The sequence below is a fragment of the Streptomyces sp. P9-2 genome, assembly GCF_051903975.1.
Lineage (GTDB): Bacteria > Actinomycetota > Actinomycetes > Streptomycetales > Streptomycetaceae > Streptomyces > Streptomyces cellulosae.
In genome coordinates this window covers 2,463,747-2,484,389 of sequence record NZ_CP192633.1, presented here as the reverse complement: position 1 = coordinate 2,484,389, position 20,643 = coordinate 2,463,747, and the positions used below count along the sequence as shown (strand labels likewise).

At 70.9% G+C, this 20,643-nt stretch carries 17 protein-coding genes and 5 pseudogenes; 12 read left to right on the top strand and 10 right to left on the bottom strand.

What is annotated here, in order from left to right:
* Positions 1-36: 36 nt before the first annotated feature.
* Positions 37-594 carry a hypothetical protein gene (locus ACQY0Z_RS11570; protein WP_254586096.1) on the top strand — a complete coding sequence of 186 codons (558 nt, stop codon included), beginning with the start codon at positions 37-39 and terminating at the stop codon, positions 592-594.
* A gap of 38 nt (positions 595-632) precedes the next feature.
* On the opposite strand, the gene ACQY0Z_RS11565 is transcribed toward ACQY0Z_RS11570, so the two are convergent.
* Positions 633-1,502, bottom strand: a complete 870-nt coding sequence (locus tag ACQY0Z_RS11565) for a spermidine synthase (protein WP_189897958.1) — start codon at positions 1,500-1,502, stop codon at positions 633-635.
* Between the two features lie 76 nt (positions 1,503-1,578).
* A complete protein-coding gene (locus tag ACQY0Z_RS11560; RefSeq protein ID WP_439813356.1) occupies positions 1,579-1,965 on the bottom strand; it encodes a hypothetical protein in 387 nt (128 codons plus the stop codon).
* A gap of 284 nt (positions 1,966-2,249) precedes the next feature.
* Between ACQY0Z_RS11560 and ACQY0Z_RS11555 the strand changes: the two genes are divergently transcribed.
* Entirely contained in the window at positions 2,250-3,704 is a 1,455-nt protein-coding gene (locus ACQY0Z_RS11555) for a hypothetical protein (RefSeq protein ID WP_189897956.1), read from the top strand.
* Between the two features lie 76 nt (positions 3,705-3,780).
* On the opposite strand, the gene ACQY0Z_RS11550 is transcribed toward ACQY0Z_RS11555, so the two are convergent.
* A complete protein-coding gene (locus ACQY0Z_RS11550; RefSeq protein ID WP_439812210.1) occupies positions 3,781-4,353 on the bottom strand; it encodes a hypothetical protein in 573 nt (190 codons plus the stop codon).
* 124 nt (positions 4,354-4,477) lie between these two features.
* Here ACQY0Z_RS11550 and ACQY0Z_RS11545 point away from each other — a divergent pair, with 124 nt between their 5' ends.
* Positions 4,478-5,074, top strand: a complete 597-nt coding sequence (locus ACQY0Z_RS11545; RefSeq protein WP_381730798.1) for a TetR/AcrR family transcriptional regulator — start codon at positions 4,478-4,480, stop codon at positions 5,072-5,074.
* Positions 5,075-5,166: 92 nt separating this feature from the next.
* Here the strand turns inward: ACQY0Z_RS11545 and ACQY0Z_RS11540 are convergent, their stop codons facing one another.
* Positions 5,167-5,763, bottom strand: a complete 597-nt coding sequence (locus ACQY0Z_RS11540) for a histidine phosphatase family protein (protein WP_189897951.1) — start codon at positions 5,761-5,763, stop codon at positions 5,167-5,169.
* Positions 5,764-5,948: 185 nt separating this feature from the next.
* On the opposite strand from ACQY0Z_RS11540, the gene ACQY0Z_RS11535 reads away from it, so the two are divergent.
* The 5 genes and pseudogenes from ACQY0Z_RS11535 to ACQY0Z_RS11515 form a co-directional block, all read left to right on the top strand.
* A complete protein-coding gene (locus ACQY0Z_RS11535; protein ID WP_439812209.1) occupies positions 5,949-6,941 on the top strand; it encodes a phosphatase PAP2 family protein in 993 nt (330 codons plus the stop codon).
* Positions 6,892-8,034 carry a hypothetical protein gene (locus ACQY0Z_RS11530; RefSeq protein WP_439812208.1) on the top strand — a complete coding sequence of 381 codons (1,143 nt, stop codon included), beginning with the start codon at positions 6,892-6,894 and terminating at the stop codon, positions 8,032-8,034. Before ACQY0Z_RS11535 ends, ACQY0Z_RS11530 begins: the two co-directional genes overlap by 50 nt.
* Entirely contained in the window at positions 8,025-9,626 is a 1,602-nt protein-coding gene (locus tag ACQY0Z_RS11525; protein WP_439812207.1) for a hypothetical protein, read from the top strand. Before ACQY0Z_RS11530 ends, ACQY0Z_RS11525 begins: the two co-directional genes overlap by 10 nt.
* Positions 9,623-10,972, top strand: coding sequence for an AAA domain-containing protein (locus tag ACQY0Z_RS11520; protein ID WP_439812206.1), 1,350 nt, complete (start codon positions 9,623-9,625; stop codon positions 10,970-10,972). The genes ACQY0Z_RS11525 and ACQY0Z_RS11520 overlap by 4 nt, the downstream gene beginning before the upstream one ends.
* Positions 10,973-11,184: 212 nt before the next feature.
* A pseudogene (locus ACQY0Z_RS11515) lies at positions 11,185-11,583 on the top strand (IS5 family transposase); the annotation flags it as partial.
* A 10-nt stretch (positions 11,584-11,593) separates the two neighbouring features.
* Here ACQY0Z_RS11515 and ACQY0Z_RS11510 read toward each other — a convergent pair.
* Positions 11,594-12,052: pseudogene (locus ACQY0Z_RS11510) on the bottom strand (IS630 family transposase); the annotation flags it as partial.
* Positions 12,053-12,145: 93 nt separating this feature from the next.
* On the opposite strand from ACQY0Z_RS11510, the pseudogene ACQY0Z_RS11505 reads away from it, so the two are divergent.
* Positions 12,146-12,928: pseudogene (locus ACQY0Z_RS11505) on the top strand (tyrosine-type recombinase/integrase); the annotation flags it as partial.
* Positions 12,929-13,034: 106 nt separating this feature from the next.
* On the opposite strand, the gene ACQY0Z_RS11500 reads toward ACQY0Z_RS11505, so the two are convergent.
* The 4 genes from ACQY0Z_RS11500 to ACQY0Z_RS11485 form a co-directional block, all read right to left on the bottom strand.
* The gene (locus ACQY0Z_RS11500) at positions 13,035-13,364 is read right to left on the bottom strand and encodes a hypothetical protein (RefSeq protein WP_189897943.1); all 330 of its coding nucleotides are present in this window, start codon (positions 13,362-13,364) and stop codon (positions 13,035-13,037) included.
* 13 nt (positions 13,365-13,377) lie between these two features.
* A complete protein-coding gene (locus ACQY0Z_RS11495; RefSeq protein ID WP_381730793.1) occupies positions 13,378-13,671 on the bottom strand; it encodes a hypothetical protein in 294 nt (97 codons plus the stop codon).
* A gap of 200 nt (positions 13,672-13,871) precedes the next feature.
* On the bottom strand, positions 13,872-14,282 hold the full coding sequence (locus ACQY0Z_RS11490; protein ID WP_189897941.1) for a type II toxin-antitoxin system VapC family toxin: 411 nt from the start codon (positions 14,280-14,282) through the stop codon (positions 13,872-13,874).
* On the bottom strand, positions 14,279-14,554 hold the full coding sequence (locus tag ACQY0Z_RS11485; protein WP_254705840.1) for a hypothetical protein: 276 nt from the start codon (positions 14,552-14,554) through the stop codon (positions 14,279-14,281). The genes ACQY0Z_RS11490 and ACQY0Z_RS11485 overlap by 4 nt, the downstream gene beginning before the upstream one ends.
* Before the next feature lie 408 nt (positions 14,555-14,962).
* On the opposite strand from ACQY0Z_RS11485, the pseudogene ACQY0Z_RS11480 reads away from it, so the two are divergent.
* The 3 genes and pseudogenes from ACQY0Z_RS11480 to ACQY0Z_RS11470 all read left to right on the top strand — a co-directional run.
* Positions 14,963-15,393, top strand: a pseudogene (locus tag ACQY0Z_RS11480) (replication initiator); the annotation flags it as partial.
* Positions 15,390-15,614 carry a helix-turn-helix domain-containing protein gene (locus ACQY0Z_RS11475; RefSeq protein WP_189897940.1) on the top strand — a complete coding sequence of 75 codons (225 nt, stop codon included), beginning with the start codon at positions 15,390-15,392 and terminating at the stop codon, positions 15,612-15,614. The pseudogene ACQY0Z_RS11480 and the gene ACQY0Z_RS11475, both read left to right, overlap by 4 nt.
* 36 nt (positions 15,615-15,650) lie before the next feature.
* Positions 15,651-16,911 (top strand): annotated as a pseudogene (locus tag ACQY0Z_RS11470) (tyrosine-type recombinase/integrase).
* A 597-nt stretch (positions 16,912-17,508) separates the two neighbouring features.
* On the opposite strand, the gene ACQY0Z_RS11465 reads toward ACQY0Z_RS11470, so the two are convergent.
* A complete protein-coding gene (locus ACQY0Z_RS11465; protein ID WP_439812205.1) occupies positions 17,509-20,496 on the bottom strand; it encodes a polymorphic toxin-type HINT domain-containing protein in 2,988 nt (995 codons plus the stop codon).
* Between the last annotated feature and the right edge of the window lie 147 nt (positions 20,497-20,643).

Here is a 20,643-nt window from a genome sequence, read left to right as displayed (position 1 = left end):
ACACGGGTGGGGCGTGTGGGGCACTATGGGCCGACGATGCGCAGAGGACTCCTACACGTACTGGCCTGGCTGCTCGCCACGGGCGCGGCGGTCACGCTGTCGTGGTGGGGCGTCAGCACGGTGATGGAGGGCACGGCCTACGACCCGCCGCGCGCCCTGCCGATCCCGGCGGGCGAGGAGAAGGCGCGGGCGGTGTCGTCGTCCACGCACCGCCCGGCCCCCGAGCCGTCGAAGGACGAGGACGACAAGGGGCCGGACAAGTCCCGTGAGCCGTCGGAGACTCCGTCCACCGGGTCCGCGCCGCCCGACCCGACGCCCTCGCGCGCCGCCTCCCCCTCGAAGACCCCGTCCGCGCCGGAGACGACCGCCGCCGGCGAGGTCAAGAGCTACGACACCCGGGGCGGCCGGGCGGTGTTCGACCTCGGGGAGACCTCCGCGTCGCTGGTGTCCGCGACGCCGGGGGCCGGCTGGTCGATGCAGGTGTGGAAGACGGAGACGTGGATCCGCGTGGAGTTCGCCTCGGGCGCGGACCGGGTGACGGTGTTCTGCACCTGGCACGACGGCCCGCCGCGGGTGGAGATCGCCACGTACTGACGCCCCCGGAGAGGGTGTTCGGCCTCCGGAGCGGGCGTTCAGCGGAACGCGTCGGCGGGCGGCGGAGGTGAGGCGACCGCCCTGAGGTCGGTCACGGGGACCGCGCCGCCGGCGAAGTCGGTGAGCTCCCGGCCGTGCAGGACCCGGCCGGAGTGCGGGTCGGAGGCGGCCCTGCGGGTCAGCTCGGCGACCGGCAGCGGCGCGTCGGAGGCGACCAGGACCGCGTTGCCGAACCGCTTGCCGCGCAGCACGGCCGGGTCGGTGATCAGCGCGAGTTCCGCGAACCGGGCGGCGGCGGTGGCGATCTGGCCGCGCAGATGCGTGAGCGGCGGCCCGTCGGCGAGGTTGGCGGTGTAGATCCCGCCGGGGGCGAGCGCCCTGCGGACCTCGTCGAGGAACTCGGTGGAGGTCAGATGGGCCGGGGTGCGGGCCCCGCTGAAGACGTCGGCGACGACGAGGTCGGCCCAGCCGTCGGGCACCTTGGCGAGCCCCTCGCGGGCGTCCGCCGTGCGCACCCGGATCCGCGCCCGGGGGTCGAGCGGCAGCTCCCGCCGCACCAACTGGACCAGCGCCCCGTCCCGCTCGACGACCTGCTGGGTGGAGCGTGGGCGGGTGGCGGCGACGTACCGGGCGAGGGTGAGGGCGCCGCCGCCGAGGTGCACGGCCCGCAGAGGCTTTCCGGGCGGGGCCGCGAGGTCGACGACGTGCCCGAAGCGGCGCTGGTACTCGAAGGAGAGGTGGGCGGGGTCGTCGAGGTCGACGTGCGACTGGGGCGCGTCGTCGATCAACAGCGTCCAGGCGCGGGGCCGGTCGCGGTCCGGGACCAGCCGGGCGGTCCCTCCGTCGACCTGCTCGGTGACGGCCTCGACGGCCGCCTGTCCCCGTCCGCTGCTCCTGCCCCGTGCCATGCGGCCATTGTCCCAGGCGGGGCGTCCGCACCCCGCCGGGGCCCGGCGGCCGACCGCTCCCCGGCCGCCGGGGCGCTCAACTGCAGCTGTCGGCCGCCTCGATCATCCGCTGGGCCTGACCGAGGGCCTCGCGCAGCACCGCGGGGTCCGTCGCCAGGTCGGCCTCGCCGGGCGGCACCAGCCAGCCGGAGTCCTCCGCCGGGCGGTCGGGCGTCAGACAGATGCCGCGGCCGTCGGTCTCCGTGCACACGCTGCCGGGGACGTCCCACGCGGCGGCGGTGCCGGGCGGCACCAGGAAGCCGAGGGTGTCGCAGCCGCCGTCGTGCAGCACCGGACCCACCGCGTCCCCGGCTCCGCGCCGCAGGATGTCCACCGCCTCGAGTCCCTGCCGGGCCGGGACGGTGACCACGTCACAGTCCGGGCCGACGGGTTCAAGGGGGTCGTTGTTCCGGCTGGTCATCATCCCGGCCTCCACCACACGGATCACGCTCGGACGAGGGGTCGGGAGTCGGGGGGCTCCCGTTCCACAGAGTCCAACGAGCCGCGCCGTCAAGGGCTACGCCGGAAGTCCGCCGCAAAGGATGGCACTTCATGGCAGATCGCGGACGACATATCCGGTATGTAGCCAAACTCAGCGTACCCAGCTCGTCACAGCAGGTACGTTCATGCCCGCCGGAAACAGGGTGGCACTCGGACAAGCCGCCCCGTTCCCGGCATGGTTCGACGGTTCGCAGAGAGGACCCGGCCATGGCGTCGTCAACGGTGCCCTCGTCCCAGCCAGCTCGGCCACCGCGGCCGAATCTCGTCTTCCGGCAACTGCGCGGTTCGCGCTCGCCGGCCGAGTTCGCCGCGGCGGTACGGCGGGCCGCCCGCGAGATCGGCGAGCGGGTCAGCTGTGACGCGCGGTACGTGCACCGGGTGGAGGCAGGCGAGATCCGCTGCCCCAACTACGCCTACGAACGGGTCTTCCTGCACATGTTCCCCGGCCGCACGCTGACCGACCTGGGCTTCGCGCCCCGCTCGTCGGTCCGCGGGCGCCGGACCCGGGCCGCCGGGGACCAGCCCACGGCCCGTCCCGAGAACCCGGCGAACGCCACGAGTGAGACCAGCGGGGCGTGCGAGCCGTATGAGACGCACGACAGGTACGACCCGTACGACGAGTACGACCCGCACGACCACGAGGAGAGCGACGTGCTGCGTCGCGCATTCATGACCGGCGGCGGGGCCACGGTGGCCGCCGCCCTGGGCCCGTACGGGCTCACCCCGGAGGCTTCGGCGGCACAGCGCCCGGTGCGCCGTGCGGGGACGTCGGACGCGTGCGCCCTGGAGGAGGCCGTACGCCGGATCCGGGTGCTCGACGACCGCCACGGGGCGGACGGGCTGTACCGCCGTGCGGCCGCCCCGCTGCGGGCCGCGTACGAACTGCTGGAGGCCGGGACGACCCGGCAGCGCACCGCGGACCGGCTGTACGCGGGCGCCGGGGAGCTGGCCATCTCGGTGGGCTGGCTGGCGCACGACTCGGGCCGCTTCGACGACGCCCGCTCGCACTACGCGGAGGCGCTCGCGACCGCCCGGGTGACGGGCGACGCGGCGCTGGAGGCGCACGCGTTCTGCAACACGGCGTTCCTGGCCCGGGACGCGGGCCGCCCCCGGGAGGCGGTGCGGGCGGCGCAGGCGGCGCAGCGGGCGGCGCGGCCGCTCGGATCGTCCCGGCTGATGTCGCTGCTGGCGCTGCGCGAGGCCGGCGGCTGGGCCGGGCTCGCCGACCGCACGGGGTGCGAGCAGGCGCTGGCCCGGGCCCACGCGTACTTCGGTCGCGGTCCCGCGGAGGCCGACCCCGAGTGGATGACGTTCTACGGGGAGGCCGAGCTGGAGGGCCTGGAGGCGCAGTGCTGGTCCACGCTCGGCGACTGGACACGCGCGGCGCGGCACGCCCGGCGGGCGGCGGAGCTCCAAGATCCGCACTTCACCCGCAACATCGCCCTGTACACCGCGGAGCTGGCCGACGACCTGGCCCGCGGCGGACATCCCGAGGAGGCCGCGCAGGCCGGGATGCGCGCCCTGGACCTGCTGGGCGAGGTCCAGTCGTCCCGCGTCCGCTCGATGCTGTCCGGCACCTCGCGCGTGCTGCTGCCGCACCGCCGTACGTCCGGCGTCTCGGAGTTCCTGGACCGCCACGCCTCGCTGCCGCGCATGGTGTGACCGCACGGGACACGGGCCGCGGGACCCCGCCGGCGCAGGGGGAACGCCGGCGGGGCCCCGCGGTGTCCGGGCCGGGTCACGCGCCCTTGGCGGCGCGGCCCAGGCGGAGGGCGGAGACGAGGAAGAACACGCCGCCGAGGAAGGCGTAGCCTGCCAGCGACGTGAGGTTCGCGTCGGTGGCTCCCGCCTGCGCGGCGAAGGACGCACCGGCGAGGGTGGAGATGCCGCCGCTCGCGATCATCGCCCACTGCCCGCCCATCCGGCGCCGGGCGACGCCCACCACGAGCTGGACCAGGCCGGCGGTGACGGCCCAGGCGCCCCAGACCCGCAGCACCGCCGGGATGCCGGAGGTCGCGGCGAGGGCGAGGCCGACGGTGGTGGCGGCGCTGAGCGCGATGTTCAGGTACAGGTGCCGCACGGGACCGCCGTCCGCGGCGGCGGAGCGTACGTCGACGACGGCGCAGGCGACGTCGAACAGCGGGTAGATCACCAGGAGCGTCGCGCTGAGCGGGCCGAGGGTGTCGGCGGTGGCGAACAGCAGGGCGGCCCAGACGGCGGCGAAGGCGAAGCGCACGAAGTACAGCCGGCGCAGGGCGGCGGGGGCCGCGGTGGGTGCGGGGGCCGGGGCGGTGGTGACGACGGTGTCCACGGGTGTGCCTCTCGATGGGCGCGAAGGAGGAGGGAGAACGTTCGGTCTTCTTCGATTCAAGACCCGCACCCACCCGTCCGTCAAGACCGAACGTTCTCCTTCACACTTTTGGTACGCTCGCCCCATGAGTCGGGGCACACGAAGCGGCAGGCCGTCCGAGGCGCGGACCAGGCTGCTCGGAACGGCGACGAGGATCTTCTACGCCGAGGGGATCCACTCGGTGGGCGTCGACCGGATCATCGAGGAGGCCCAGGTCACCCGGGCCACGCTGTACCGGCACTTCTCGGGCAAGGAGGAGCTGGTCCTCGCCTATCTCGGCGAAGCCGACCAGGGCATGCGGGCGCAGATCACCGGCGCCCTGTCGCCGGACGTCTCGCCGGAGGACGACGTACGGGCGGTCGCGCGGGCCATCGCCGACGGCATCCGCTCCCCCGGCTTCCGCGGCTGCGCGTTCCTCAACGCGGTGGCGGAGTATCCCGACCCGGACCACCGGGTGCACCGGGCCGTGCTGGCGCACCGGGAGTGGTTCCTGGAGACCGTCACGGAGCTGCTCGGCCGCGCGGGCGTCGAGCCCGCCGACGCGGCGGGGCGGCACTTCGTGATGCTGAGGGACGGCGCGATGGCCGCCGGCTGCCTCTTCGACCCCGAGCTGGTCTGCGAGACCTTCCTGAACGGCGTCGAGTCGTTGCTCACAGCGGGCGCCGTCACGTCACGCGCCTGACGCGCGCGTGCCGGCTCGTCCCGAGGAGATGCGCCGCGAGGAGATTCGTCGCGAGGAGATTCGCGTCACGCGCGCGTAGGCGCACACGCGGGTCAGGGGACGAGGTGCCCCACGTCGTTCCAGCTCTCCACGGCCGGTTCGCCGTAGGCCCAGCCCAGGACCGACAGGGACGTCGGGTTGAGGCGGATGCGAGCCGCGAAGTCAAGCGGCAGGCCCAGCCAGCGGGCGCCTATGGAGCGCAGGATGTGGCCGTGCGCGAAGACCAGCACGTCACGGTCGGCGGAGCGCGCCCAGGCGACCACCTCGTCCGCGCGGGCCGTCACCTCCGCGAGCGTCTCCCCCTCCGGAACCCCGTCCCGCCAGATGAGCCAGCCAGGGCGCACCGCCTGGATCTCCGCCGGGGTCATCCCCTCGTACGCGCCGTAGTCCCACTCCAGGAGCGCGTCCCAGTGCTGGGCGCGGTCGCCGAAACCGGCCAGTTCGCAGGTCTCCCGCGCGCGGGAGAGCGGGCTGGTGCGCACCTCGACGTCCGGCAGCCCGTCGTACGGCGGCCGGTGCAGGCGCTCGCCCAGCAGCTTCGCCCCCTGGCGGCCCTCCTCCAGCAACGGCACGTCCGTCCTGCCGGTGTGTTTGCCGGACAACGACCACGCGGTCTGTCCGTGCCGGGCCAGCAGGATGCGCGGAGCCATGGGGAACCTTCCGGGAATGTCACAGGCGGGACCCGTCCATCATCGCTCACCCTGGTCGGGGGCAACCCGGGGGGCGATCTCCGCGTCTATCCGGTTCCGAAGAGGTGTACGCGGGAAGACGCGCACACACCGTAGAGTGGCTGGCCGCCGACCAGGACAGCACGAGGACAAGGGGGAGCGATCGGATGCCGCACACCGAGACACCGGGCACCGAGGCGGTCCCGGCGACCCGGATGCGCTGGTGGACGGAGCTGCCGCTCATCCTCCTCGTGTACGCCTGCTACTCCGCGGGACGGCTCGTCGTGCGCGGCGACGTCTCCGACGCCGTCGACCACGGCCTGGCGCTGCTGCGCATAGAAAAGGCGTTGTCCCTCAACGCCGAACACCCGCTGAACCGCCTGTTCACCCGCGAACCGTGGATCGGCATACCCGCCGACTTCTGGTACGCCTCCCTGCACTACCTGGTCACCCCGGCGCTCCTCGTGTGGCTGTTCCGCTCCCGGGCGGTGCGCTACCGGGCGGCCAGGACCTGGCTGATGACGTCGACGTTCATCGGCCTCATCGGCTTCACCCTGCTGCCCACCTGCCCGCCCCGGCTGCTCGACCCGAGCCACGGCTTCGTCGACACGATGGCCCACTACAGCTCGTGGGGCTGGTGGGGCGGCGAGGCCAGCGCCCCGCGCGGCCTCGGCGGCATGACCAACCAGTACGCGGCGATGCCCAGCCTGCATGTGGGATGGGCGCTGTGGTGCGGCGTGATCCTGTGGAAGTACGGGCGCGGGCGCTGGGCCAGGACGGCCGCGGTGGTCTACCCGCTGGTCACCACGATCGTGGTGATGGGCACCGCCAACCACTACTTCCTCGACGCGGTCGCGGGCGCCGCCGTGATGGGCGCCGGCTATCTGCTCGCCCCGTACGTGATGCGGTACGCGGACGTCCTGAAGGCCCGCTACCGGATCGGCGCGACGGCGGTCCCGGCGGTCGCGTCCGCCACGGATGAGGCCGTCCCGGCGGTCGCGTCCGCCACGGATGCCACGATTGTCAGTGCCGGATGCCAGACTTCCGCGGGTGAGCGAATTCCACGGCAGCGGCATCCCGAGTCGCGGTACGGACCAGGAGCCGAACCGGGTGCCTCCCCCTCGGACGCGGGGGAAGGGGCTCCGGCACCGGCTCGCTGAGCTGCGCGGTCCCGAGACGCAGGCCAAGGCGCTGGACGCGCGTGCCCTGGCCGCCCTCGCCGCCAACCCGGGCTGCAGACGGCGCGCGATCCTCGACGGCGCCGGGGTGAACAAGGCGGCGCTGGCGAGCGCGCTGGGCTCGCCCTCGGTCTTCGGTCAGTCGCAGTTCGCGTTCGTCCGGGGCAACGCCTTCGAGGCGAAGGTCAAGGCCGACGGCGGCACGGAGCTGCTGCGCCTCGCCCACGAGAAGCTGGACCGCGGCGCCGAGCCGCCCGCCGAGGCGCGTGTGCCCGACCTCACCGCGCAGGGCCCCGAGGGCCGCACCGGGCGTACGGAGCTGGCGCTGCGCGAGGCCGCCGCCGAGCCCGGCGTCTGGACGCTGCTGGACCATCCGATGCTCGCCCTCGACGTGGCGGGCTCCCCTGCGTTCCTGGAGCCGGACGCGGTGGTCGTGCACCCCGACGGCAGCTGGACGGTCGTCGAGATCAAGTCGTTCCCCATGCTGGACGGGGCCGCCGACCCGGCGAAGGTCGGCGCGGCCGCCCGCCAGGCCGCGGTGTACGTGCTGGCGCTGGAGCGGGTCGCCGAGCGGCTCGACCCGCCGCCCCGGGTGCGTCACCGGGTGCTGCTGGTGTGCCCGAAGGACTTCTCCAACCTGCCCACCGCCTCCGCCGTGGACGTGCGCAAGCAGCGCGCGGTGACCGCGCGCCAGCTGGCCCGGCTCACCCGTATCGAGGAGATCGCCGACACCCTCCCCGAGGGCATCTGCTTGTCCCCCGAACTCCCCGCCGAGCAGCTCGAACAGGCCGTGGAGGCGGTCCCCGCGACGTACGCGCCGGAGTGCCTGTCCGCGTGCGAGCTGGCCTTCCACTGCCGTGACCGCTCCCGCGCGGCCGGTGCCGTGACCTCCCTGGGCCGCCCGGTGCGGGCCGAGCTGGGCGGTCTGACGACCGTCGGGGACGTGCTGGCGGCGGCCCGCGGCGAGGCGGGCGACCCCGACGACCCGGCGGTGGCCGCACTGCGCCGGGCCGCCGCCCTGCGCGCGGAGGCGCTGGCGTCCGCCGCCGAGCGGGAGGTGGCCGGGTGTCGCTGATCTCCACCCTCGCCCGGCTCGAGGCGGTCGACACCGGCCGCGCGCAGCCCGCCGCGACCGTCCGGCACCGGCATCTGTCCGAGCGGCCGCTGGTGTTCGTGCCGCTCATCACCGCCGGCGAGGCGGGCGCTCCGCTGGGCGCGCTGGTGGGCACCGACCGGGACGCGCCGCGGCTGCTGGTGGTGCCGCAGCCGCGCGACCGCGAGCTGCGGTTCGCGTTCCTCGCCGAACTGGCGGACGTCGTCCTGCCGTACGTGGACGGGTTCGCGGACGCCGTGGAGGCGGCCGAGCGCTCGGAGACCGACCCGGAGACCGGCAAGCGGGTCAAGGTCGAGGTCGAGCTGTGCGCGGACGCGCCGCAGCTGATCGTGCCCAGCCGGGCCGGCGTCGACCTCGTGCGCCTCCTCGGCCGGTCCATGCGGTTCCGGCGCACGGCGGAGCAGGACCCGGAGACGCCGTTCCCGGCGCCGCCCCGGGTGCCGCTGCTCGGCCGGTGGCTCACGCACTTCGGGGAGCGGGCCCGGGTGCCCGGGTCCTGTCTGCTGCTCGCCATGACGGACGTGCTGGGCCGGCACTGGGCGACCGGGCAGTCCACGCTGGAGGACCAGCACCTGGGGGCCTTGCTCGCCTGGATCGACCCGCCCGAGGGGCGCTCCGGCGCGGAGGCCGCCCAGGAGGCGGAGCTGGCGCGGGACGCCGACGGGCAGTTGGTGTGCCCGCCTGCGGGCCCGGCCACCGACCCGGCGTTCGACAACAAGCTGCTCGCCCCCGCCATCGAGCGCTACGACCGCGCGCGTACGGCGCTGGCCGCCGCCGAGGACGGCGTGGAGGCCGACGACCGGCTGGGCGCGCTGACCGCCGCCGAGCGGGAGATCCACGCCCTGGTCGAGAGCCGGACCCGGCCCACGTGGGACGCGGTGTGGCGGGGCCTCGACCTGCTGCGGGAGCTGCCGGAGGGCGCCCGCGTGGAGGAGCGCTGGACGCGCGACCGCTGGTCGTTCACGAGCCACCGGGACCGGGTGGCGGCCGGGGAGCCGCCGCAGCCGCGCCGCGACGACGCGGTGACGGCGGCGAACAAGCTGGCGGCCCGTGAGCGGGAGCAGGCGCGGCTGGAGGCACAGGAGGCGCTCGACGACCCGCTGGTGATGGCGGCCCGGCGGCTGTCCGGTGAGGCGTTCGCCGGGGAGGTCGTCGATGTGGTGATGGCGTACAGCGAGAGCAAGCGGCCGAGCCCCCGCCCGCTGGTCACGGTCCGCACGGACGACCGGCCGCACCTGGGCGAGCGCGTGAAGGCGTACCGCTCGCTGGGCGGGAAGCCGCAGACGGCGGAGTTCGTGGAGTACGCGGCGGGGCCCGAGGACGGTCTGCTGGTACTGCGGATCATGGACAAGATGGGGCGGGGCAAGGAGCCGGAGCCCGGTTCGGTGCCGGAGAAGGGCGACCGGCTGTGCTTCACGCTCTTCGAGCACGAACCGCGCGGCGGCGCGAAGCTGCCCGACCCGGAGGAGACCCCGTGGACCCACGGCGGCCCGCCCGGTGAGGAGCCCGCCCCCGAGCCCGCCGACCCGGTGACCGAGGAGGACGTGCTGTGACCGCCCCCGTCGAGGAGACGGTGTTCGACCCCGGCTCCGCGGCCGCCCGCGCCACGGACGCGATCCTCCACGACACACTCCACGGCGCCGCGCGCGGTGTCGTCGTCGACTCCCCGCCCGGCGCCGGCAAGTCCACGCTGGTGGTGCGCGCGGCGCTGGAGCTGGCGGAGGCGGGCCGCCCGCTGATGGTGGTCGCGCAGACGAACGCGCAGGTGGACGACCTGGTGCTGCGTCTCGCCGAGAAGAACCCCGACCTGCCGGTGGGTCGCCTGCACAGCAGCGACTCCGACCCGTACGACAAGGCGCTGGACGGCCTGGACCAGGTGCGCACGTCGGCGAAGGCGGCGGACCTCGCCGGGCTGCCGGTGGTGCTGTCGACGGCGGCGAAGTGGGCTCACGTGAAGAACGTGGAGCCGTGGCGGCACGCGATCGTCGACGAGGCGTACCAGATGCGCTCGGACGCGCTGCTCGCGGTGGCCGGGCTGTTCGAGCGGGCGCTGTTCGTGGGCGACCCGGGTCAGCTGGACCCGTTCTCCATCGTGGGCGCCGAGCAGTGGGCGGGCCTGTCGTACGACCCGTCGGGCTCGGCCGTCACGACGCTGCTCGCGCACAACCCCGACCTGCCGCAGCACCGCCTTCCGGTGTCCTGGCGGCTGCCCGCCTCGGCGGCGCCGCTGGTGTCGGACGCGTTCTACCCGTTCACGCCGTTCCGCAGCGGCACGGACCACGGCGACCGCGCCCTGACCCTGGCCGTCCCGTCGGACGGATCGGGCCCGGACCGGGTGATCGACGAGGCCGCCGAGTCCGGCTGGGGCCTGCTGGAGCTGCCCGCCCGCCACACCCCGCATACCGACCCGGAGGCGGTGGGGGCGGTCGCCCGAGTGGTCCGCCGGCTGCTGGACCGGGGCGGCGCGGCGGTCTCCGAACGCTCCCCCGACCCGACCCCGCTCACCGCGGACCGCGTCGCGGTCGGCACGGCCCACCGCGACCAGGCGGCGGCGATCCGTGCGGCGCTGGCGGACCTGGGCGTGCCCGACGTGACCGTCGACACGGCGAACCGCCTCCAGGGCCGCGAGTACGACGTGACGGTCGTCCTCCACCCGCTGTCCGGCCGCCCCGACGCGACGGCGTTCCACCTGGAGACGGGCCGCCTCTGCGTCCTCGCCTCCCGCCACCGCCACGCGTGCATCGTGGTCTGCCGCGAGGGCGTGACGGACCTCCTGGACGACTACCCGTCCACGGAACCGGTCCAGCTGGGAACGCTGGTGAAGTTCCCGGACGGCTGGGAGGCCAACCACGCGGTGCTGTCGCATCTGACGGAGCACAGGGTGCGGTGGCGGCCGTAGGGAGCGGCTTCCGGCGACCGCAGTCGTAGTTCCCGTAGACCGTCGGCCAACGACGAAGTGAGGTATTCCGCACCACACTCTTAGACGTCATCTCATTTGGCGAGTCTGTGCGACGATTCGTCGGCCAGTGGAAAGTCATGAGGGGGGCGAAGGTCGATGGAGTACGTCAGTCTCGATGCGCAGGTCTGCGACCTGTCAGGGGTCTTGGACCCGTCACCGAGCGGAACGGTCTGCCCCTGTCCGTCGGCATCTCGGGTGCCAACGTCCACGACAGCCAGGCCTTGATCCCACTGGTGCAAGGTATACCGCCCGTCCGGTCCCGGCGCGGCCGACGGCGGCGCCGGCCGGACAAGCTCCACGGGGACAAAGGCTACGACTACGACCACCTGCGCCGATGGTTACGCGGCCGTGGCATCACACCGCGTATCGCGCGCAAAGGCACGGACTCCAGCCAACGCCTTGGCCGACACCGCTGGACAATCGAACGCACCATGGCCTGGCTCGCGGGGTGCCGACGCCTGCACCGTCGCTACGAGCGCAAAGCCGATCACTTCCTGGCCTTCACCAGCATCGCCTGCACCCTCATCTGCTACCGCAGACTCACCAATTGAGATGGCTTGTTAGGACGAGGGCCTTCTCCGGCGGATCCAGGTAGAGACCCACTACGTCACGGACGTTATCGATGAACAACGGGTCCGTGGACAGCTTGAACGTCTGCGAGCGGTGCGGGGCCAGGGCGAACGCCCGCCAGATCCGCGAGATCGCGGACTGGGACATGCCGGTGGCCGCGGCCATCGACCTCGTCGACCAGTGGGTGGCGCTTTTCGGCTTCTCCTCCAGCGTCTTGTCGATGACCCGCTCGACGTCTGCGTCGGTGATCTTCCGGGGGACACCGGGCCACGGCTCGTCGGCCAGGCCGTCCAGGCCCCTTTCGATAAAACGCCGCCGCCAGGTGCGGACCGTATCCGGAGAGGCGCCCAGCCGGCGCGACACCTCCATGATCGAGCGCCCTTCGGCACACTCCAGCACGATCCGCGACCTCTGGACCAGCGCCTGAGCCGTCGAGCGACGACGCACCCAACCCTCCCTGGTCGCTGGCCGGCCCGCGGTGGCGGAGCCGAGACGGGCCGGGTGGGCGGCCGTGCCGCGCGCGACCCGCGTCAGCGGGTCGCCTTGACCGTGACCTACGTGCACTCGGTGCTCAAGTCGGCTCTGGAACACGCCGTCCGCGAGGACGAGCTGCCGCGCAACGTCGCCCGGAACGTCAAAGCCGCCACGTCCCGGCCCAGGCGCTTCCGGCCCCTGACTGCGACGGAGGCTCGTCAGTTCCTCGACGCCGCCCGCACTGACCGGCTCCACGCGCTGTACGAACTCGCGCTGCGCACCGGACTTCGCAAGGGCGAATTCCTGGGCCTCCTCTGGGAAGACCTCGACCTCACAACCGGAACGGCCAGCATCCGCCGCTCGCTCCAGCGCACCCGCACCGGCGGCCTCACGCATCTGCCCACCAAGACCCGGGCGTCTGAGCGCCGTATCGCGCTCCCGACCGAATGCCTCCACTCCCTCAAGGAGCACAAACAGCAGCAGGACAAGGAGCGCGGGACAGCAGGGTCAGCCTGGCAGGACAGCAGCCCCGTCTTCACCACCCCTACCGGCCGGCCTCTCGACCCGGCCAACCTCACCCGCCGCTTCCGCAGCTTCCTCGACCGGGCCGGACTCCGACGCATCCGCTTCCACGACCTCCGGCACTCGACCGCCACCCTGCTCCTGGAACAGGGCGTCGACCTCGTCGTGATCAAGGAACTCCTCGGACACGCCCACATCGGCGTCACCGCCGGCGTCTACGCCCACGTCCGACTCCGCCTCCAACGCCAAGCCATCGACGCTCTCAGCAACGCCCTCAGCGGCCAGGACGACGACCCCGACGATCCGCCCACCGCAGCCATCGTCCGTTGACGTTGCCGTCAGCGTTGCCGTCAGACGACCGGAAGCTCCACCGAACAATGCGTCGGTGGAGCTTCCAGAATTGACGGAACGGCCCGGCAAGAGGGCCTAAATCGCGCTACTCCAGATTACCAAGAGTCCCCTGCGGACCCTCCGCCACGATCGCGCGGAAAGCCTCGACCATGGCTGCCACTCCACCCTTGGGCACGATCACGAGATCAGAACACTGGAAGAAGACTCCACCGCCATACTCGGCGGATTCCCTCCATCGATTCATCACCGTTTCGATCGCACCGAGAGTCATGAAACTCGCACTCCACCGGGTGCCGTCAGGGAGTCTCAACTCGGCATCAACATCCTCTACTGTTTCCGGCGCGTCATCAGTACCGAGCATGAAAAGCGCAGTGAACTCAGGTTCCCTGACGACGTGGTAGATGTCGTCTTCCACAGGTTCTACGTAATCACTGTCCATAAATCTGCTTCAGCCTCGCGATCACCTTGTCGTTCCCCTTGTCCGCCTTGCCGACAACTTGTATGCCGCCGTCAACATTCCGGAAGAAGAGTCGCCCACCGTTTCGCCCTCGCGCGTAGGTCACATCCGTGCCAGTCAACGCTTTACTCCCTCTACCCGGGTTCATGTTTTCGCGGGGAAGCTGCTCAAACAGGTGGTCCAAGTCTCTTTGCATATCCTGATTCTTCCCTGCCTGCTGCGCCGCTTTCGTCAGTAGCGAATCCTGGCCGATAGCAGACGACATTGGAATGCATCCGCCAGAGTTATGAACCAGGACCGGCGTCTGCCCAGCCAGCACATAGTACGTATGCTACGCAGCCCACCCTCACCTGCGTTTTCGCAGGTCATCGGGGGTTTTGTGCTCCGCTGGCGTCCGTGACTGTGCCCTGGCGTCCGCCTTGTTGCCGTCAGTACCGCCGTCAGGGGTATAGACCACTGGTCGGGCTACGGCAGGAGCGTCAGCGCGGGGACGTGGGCGGGCTTGACGACGCTGAAGTGCCGCCGGTCGAGGGTGGCCACCCGGTCCACGCCGAAGCGCTCGGCCACCGCGATGACCGAGGCGTCGACCCCGCCGAGCGGGAAGTCGGCGTACTGGAGGACCAGCTCACCCATGCGCGTCAGGTCGGTGGGAGTGAGGTGGACCAGCTCGAATGTTCCCCGTGCGACCTCGGCAAGGAACGCCGCTTCGACCTGGGGCCAGCGCTCCAGCAGCCAGCAGACCTCGGTCATGACCGGGCTGGGCAGCAGACGGCGGCCGGTCAGCGACGTCAGCAGGGAGGCGCACTCCGGATGGCGCCGGTCGGCCGCGTTGAACGCCGCAGCCAGCGGTCCGGTGTCCAGGACCGTGGCGATCACGCCGAGTCGCCGAAGCGCTCGCGCATCCGCTCGCGGATGTAGTCGTCGTGCCGTTCAGCCAGATCCTCTGGGCCGTTCACGCTGCCGATCAGGGCGAGCAGCCCGGCCGGGACCGACTCCTCGTCCTCGTTCGCCTCGACTGCCGGCAGCGACTGGGCGACCTGGGACAGTTCCTCGTCCTGGGTGACGAGCAGGCGCAGGCGTCGCACCTGGGTCGGGGTGAGCCGGTCCACTAGGTGGTGCATGTCCTCGTAGTCGTATGCAGCGGTCACGCCAGCAGTGTAGGACGGCCCCCCTGCCTCGGGTAGCTAGATCGGCAGAGGTTCACCCCCGCTGGCGTGGTGCCAGCCACCGCCCTCGGTGAGCCTGCGCGACGCATGCGAAGGGTCGGCCCCCTGGTCGGCCCTTGCCTGCGATCCGGCCGTAGGACGGTCGTAGGCGATAGCTTGCTGTGCCAGGAGCCCGGCTCCGGTCATCCCGGCGATCTCGCCGGTTGCCCCTCCCGCAGCCCGGCTACCGCGTCGGCTCGGTGCCTCCGGTAGCGCCTGATCGCGGGAGCGGACGGCGGGGTTCGCCGGCGACGGCGGCCAGCCTTGGCGGGCGCGGGCGGTGCACGCCTTGAACCTCGCATAGAGAATCTGAACGCACCGTCCTGGCCAGCGTCAGTTGCGCAGCTCTAAACCCCGCTCCCATGCACCGCCTGCGACGGAACTGGACCGTCCCGCCCGCTGCCCCGGCTCGCGGTCGCCCGGCACGTGCGGCAGATGATCCGCACCTGCTGGGAGCTTGGCAGGCTGCCGGAATTCGCCGCCCTCAAGCTCTGGAAGTGGGCGCACATGCTCGGCTTCCGGGGCCACTTCTCCACCAAGTCCCGCCGCTACTCCCCCACCCTCGGCGCGCTGCGCGACGCCCGCCGCGCCTGGCACACCGAACAAGCCCGCGCCCACGCCGGCCTGCCCGAGCCCGACCCGGAGACCACCCTCGTCCTCGGCCACTGGGCTTACCAGGGCTCGGGCTACAGCCCCGGCGGCGCGGCGCGCTCCTCGGCACCGCCGTCTGGCACCGCCGGGAATTGGAACGCCGGTTCATCGCCGAAGGAGGCTGCGGATGAACGCGCAGGACCCCGCCCCGACCCGGCGGGGACTCAGTGCGCCGGAAGAGCTGCTGACCGTGCCCCAGGTCATGGCACGGCTCCAGCTCGGCCGTTCCGCCGTCTACGACCTGCTCCGAACCCGCCAGCTCGCCTCGATCACCCTCGGCCGCGCCCGCCGCATCCCCGCCCACGCCCTCACCCGCACCCGCACCCGCCTCGACCAGGGAGCCGCCGCCTGATGACCACACCCCCGAGACACTCCCGCCTCCCGCCGTGTGCGCGCCAACGGCGACGGGACCGTCTACCAGCGCAAGTGTGGCCGCTGGGAAGCCGCCGGATACGTCCTCGCACAGGGCAACACCCGCCGCCGCGTCCGCGTCTACGGCACCACCCGCAAGGACGCCCTGGCCAAGCTCACCGAGAAGATCGCCGCCAGCAACCGCGGCGTCCCCGTCCCGTGCTCGGCAGGCAGCGTTGCCGCGTACCTGACGTACTGGCTGGAGAACGTCGCCGTCCACCACCTCCGCGCAACCACCCACGCCTGCTACACCGCTTGCGTCCACCGGTACCTCATCCCGGGCCTGGGCAAGAAGAAGCTCGCCAAGCTCACCGCCAAGGACGTCCGCCCCTGGTTCAACCAGCTCCGCACCACCTGCCAGTGCTGCACGCGCGGCACCGACACCCGGCGCGACCAGCCCCGCTGCTGCGCCGCTGGCCGGTGCTGCTCCAAGCTGCTCTCCCCGCTGCCCCTCACCTACATCCACTCCGTCCTCAGTCCGCCCTGGAGCACGCCGTCTGCGAGGAAGAGACCACGCACAACTTCGCCCGCAACGTCCACACCGGCACCCCACGCCCCCGACGCTTCGAACTCCTCACCGCCGACGAAGCCCGCTGACTCATCACCACCGCCCAGGGCCACCGGCTGCACACGCTGTTCGAACTCGCCCTCCACACCGGACTCCGCAAGGGGGAACTCCTCGGCCTGAGCTGGGAAGACCTCGACCTCAACGCGGGCACCGCCGCCATCCGCCGCACCCTTCAGCGAACCGCCGCAGGCGGGCTCACCACGCTGCCCACCAAGACGCGGGCCTCCGAGCGCTGCATCGCCCTTCCCACCCGCTGCGTCCAGTCGCTGAAGCTCCACCACGAACAGCAGCAACGCGATCAAGAGGCCGCGGGCACCACGTGGCAGCACGACGGGCACGTGTTCACCACCGCGCGGGGCCGACCGATCGACCCGACCAACCTCACCCGCGCCTTCCTCACGCTCCTCCGAAAGGCCGGCCTCCGCCGCATTCGCTTCCACGACCTCAGGCACTCCACCGCCACGAGGCGGAGCCTCACGTGGGCGTAGACGGTGGCGGCGACCCCAATGTGGGCATGGCCGAGGAGTTCCTTGATCACGACGAGTTCGACGCCCTGTTCCAGGAGCAGGGGCAGCGCGACGCCATCGACACCCTCGGCACCGCGCTCGACGGTCCCGCTGACCACGAGCCGATCCGCGTCGGTCCACTGTGCGGAGCCACCGTCCGCTGACGTTGCCGTCAACTACTGCCGTCACCCCATGCAGAAGCCCCGCCAGGACACACCTGACGGGGCCTCAACTCTACAGTTCGAAATGACACGGGAAGGTCGACATCCCCAGCGGAACGACGCCCTCACGCCGCATTCGACGAACGGGCGAGACCCTCGAATAGAGCCTCGCCCGTTCCTGCGAACGTCAAGAAGCTACTTGCCTTCACCTCTCAGCAAGATCTGAACCTTTGACGGAAATTGCAAATCGTCCACCATTACCGAACAGATCACAGAGCCGCGGAATCCCGTGAATTGCATTCGGGCGTACTCGTTCGGATCGTGCAGTACGAGCCACCCGGACGGACACGGGAGCGACACCTCAAAGAGGTTCGCAGGAAGCACCACAGGCGGAGCCGACTTCCATACCTCGCATTCGACAGGACCGTCGACACTAGCCTGAACACCGAAGATGAGTGAACTGCCCTCTCGATGCCAGTTGCTCGACGCCGGGTCCCAGTCGCTGACGTCGTCGTCACTTCCCGCGTCCTGCAGGATCAGGCAGCCGTGCTCGATTTTCGCCAGGAATGCAACCACAGGGCTATTAGCTACCATTCCTTCTTACTCTTTTCTTGTGAAAGTTGTGAGACAAACTCCACCTTGCCGTCTAGCGCAGGGCACACAGTGAGGATACGCCGTCTGAGGAGACCCTGGAGCGACGAGACTAGACGGCGGCTGGTGATCTGGAATCCAGTCCCCGTCCTTGGTGCCCGGGGTCGTGGCATCGCAAGTGTGGCAGCCGTACTTATTTCCGGATTCGTTGACCAGATCTCGAACGCCATCTGCCTCAATGTCGCCGTTCTCCAGCCCTACTCCCTCGCGGGCATTCGGACCAGCACCCAGCGTCAGATCGCACTTCTGGCCCGGCGTTGCATTGTGAACGAGTACCGGAGTCTGTCCCGCCAGCACATAGTACGTGTGCAGGTCGGTGACAGTCAGGTTGTGGACGGTAGCCGGACGCTGCGTTAGGGAGATGCTGCTGATGCGTAGGGTCTTTCCGCTGACAGTGTGCAGTTCTTGGCCAGCAGTCAGCCGGCCGGCGTCAACCCACTCTTCGAGACCAGGCACCCAGAAGGGATGGCCGTCCGTCGCGGTGACCCTCACCTCCTCCCCGCCCACGGAGATGGAGAGCGTCACCAGGTTCTTCGGGCCCTCGCCGGTGATTTCAGCGGTGACCGTCTCTATCTCGGTCTTCCCCGTCTCCGGATCCGTGGCCACGACCTCATCGCCGACTTTGACGTCCTCGATGGGTTTCCTACTGCCGTCCGCCATCAGGACTTCGGTACCAGAGGCGAAGCTGTTGCAGGGCGGATCCACCTTGAGAACCTTCAACCCCTTGAACACTCGCCCCCAGGGCAAATCAGTCATCGCCCAGCCGCAAGCCCCGAGGCTTTCTCCGCTCAAGCAGCTCTTCCACGCGTCGACGTCGGGGGCAACCAGGGATATGACGATCTGCTGGAACAGGGTCTGTTCGTGGTGGACGATGCCGAGAGCTTCGGCCGCGCCGCAGAACGCATCGAGGCTGTCATCCATTTGCGAGCACTTGCGCTCTGCCCACGCTTCGAGTTGCTGCTCCCTTTCCTGGTACTGCGGGAACATTGCCGCCAGCTCCCGCGCTGCCGGTATTTGAATGTTCTCGATGAAGACCGCGCCATTCTTCTCGGTGACGTTGATCGTCACCGCCGGCGAGCTCGTCGCCCCCCCACCTCCCCCGGACCCGCTCGCTAGGTCGTTGCCGTCCTGGTCATAACAGGTGTAATGCGTGCAGCCCGGCCCGTTGCCCTTACTGGGGTGCCAAACCGAGTCCGGGTTGTTGGCGCTGCATCCGTCGCAGTACAGACCCGACGGGTCGGAGAAGGTGAGCGGGTTGTTGTTGCTGTACGTGTAGCCGTTGATCTGCTGCGGGTCGGTCAAGTCCATGATCGGGTCGACCGAGAGGAAACGGCCCGTGGACGGGTCGTACTCACGGGCGCCCAGATGCGTCAGGCCTGTGGATGTGTCCCGTGTGCCACCGACGAAGCCCTTGGTACCTGGCCAGTCCACCGGTTCCTCGCCCCGGATTCCACCGAAGGGGGAAGTACGGCGCTGGGTCAGCTTCTGGGTGGACGCCTCGATGGCGAGCAGGGCTGTGCCGTGGTGGTCCGCTGTGGTGAAGGAGACCGTGCCGTCGTCCTCTTGGACGGCTGTGTGTCCTCCGCCGAGGTCGATGTAGCGGGTGCCACGGGGTGTGCTGCTGCCCTTGGCGACCGTGATCTCGGTGCTTCCGAGGTAGAGCGTGGTCTCGGTGGGAGCCCGGGAGATCAGACGGTTGCCGTCGGCGTCGTAGACGTACTCGGTGACCTTGGGCGAGCTTCCTTCGACGGGTTCGGTGACCTTGGCGAGCTTGCCTTCGGCGTCCCACTCCAGATCCTGTGTGGTGCCGTCACCCAGGGTGCGGGCGTCGGTGTTGCCGATGGCGTCGTAGGTGTACGAGTCGCCGGACGTCACACCGGCCCCCACGCGGGTGACCGCCTTCAGGCCGTGCGGGCGGACCGAGGCCGCACCCGGCTCCGGGTAGGCGTACGTGCTGGTGACGTCCTTCGTGGTGTCACCGGTGGTGTCGTGCTGGACTTCGGTGCTGCGGTTGCCGGTCTTGTCGTAACCGTAAGAGGTCCAGTACGGGGCTGGGCCGCCAAGCACCGGGGCGCTGGGCGTGCTCGCGCAGGCGGTGGTGGACTGAGTCCAGGCCTCTGTCAGACGGCGCAGGTGGTCGTAAGTGAAGCACTGGGTGTCCGTGCCGGAGCGGGAGGTGTCCGAGACGGAGAGGACGTTGCCGGCCTCGTCGTAGTGGAAGGTGGAGGCTTGGTCGACGCCGGGGACGTCCTGGCGGTCAACGCGGGTGGACGCCAGCCGCTGAGTGCCTGGCTCGTACTCGTTGGTTACCCAGGAATTCTTGCTGCCAGAGTCGGACAGTTCGTACTGCAGCGGCTTCCCGGTGAGGCTGTACGACGTGGTGGCCTTGAGGTTCACGGGGCCTTCCACCGCGATGGGCCGCAGTGTGTCGTCCTCGTAGGCGTAGGCCATCGTCGACGCGGCCAGGGAGCCTGCCTTGGGCAGGCCCACAGTGAAGAGCAGACCGGACGACTTGTATGAGGCACCCGAGAGGTACGTGCCGGCCAGGCCGATGTTGGCCTCGGACTCCGGGATCGTCACCGAGGTGCGCAGCGGCCGGTAAAGCCCGTCACGGGCCAGCACCTGGGATGTGTAGGGCAGTCCGTCGTCGGCATAACGGGTGGTCTTTGCGAGGTACCCCTTGGTTCTACTGAGCGTGTCGTAGGTCCATTTGGCGCGCAGTGGGCCAGTTACGGAACCGGAGCGCAATTCGGTCTTGCGGCCGAGGCCGTCGTAGACATTGACGAGCGTGGTGTCACGGGCGTCGACCGTGGAGGTAAGCCGGCCCCGGTCGTCGTAGTGGTAGCGAGTGGTGCCCTTGTCCGGGTCGTCGGACCGTGTCATCCCGCCGAGCAGGTCGTACGCGAAATCCCACTCGTTGCCTGCCGGATCAGTCACCTTGGACAGGTAACCCGCAGGGGTGAAGGAGCAATGCTCATGACTTGTGGATCGGTCTTCGGGACGGCACGCGAAGGGCGTACCTTCCCGAATGATCCTGTATCGGTCACCAAGTCAGGCCCGCGTTCGCAGCGCGGGTCGGGAAGG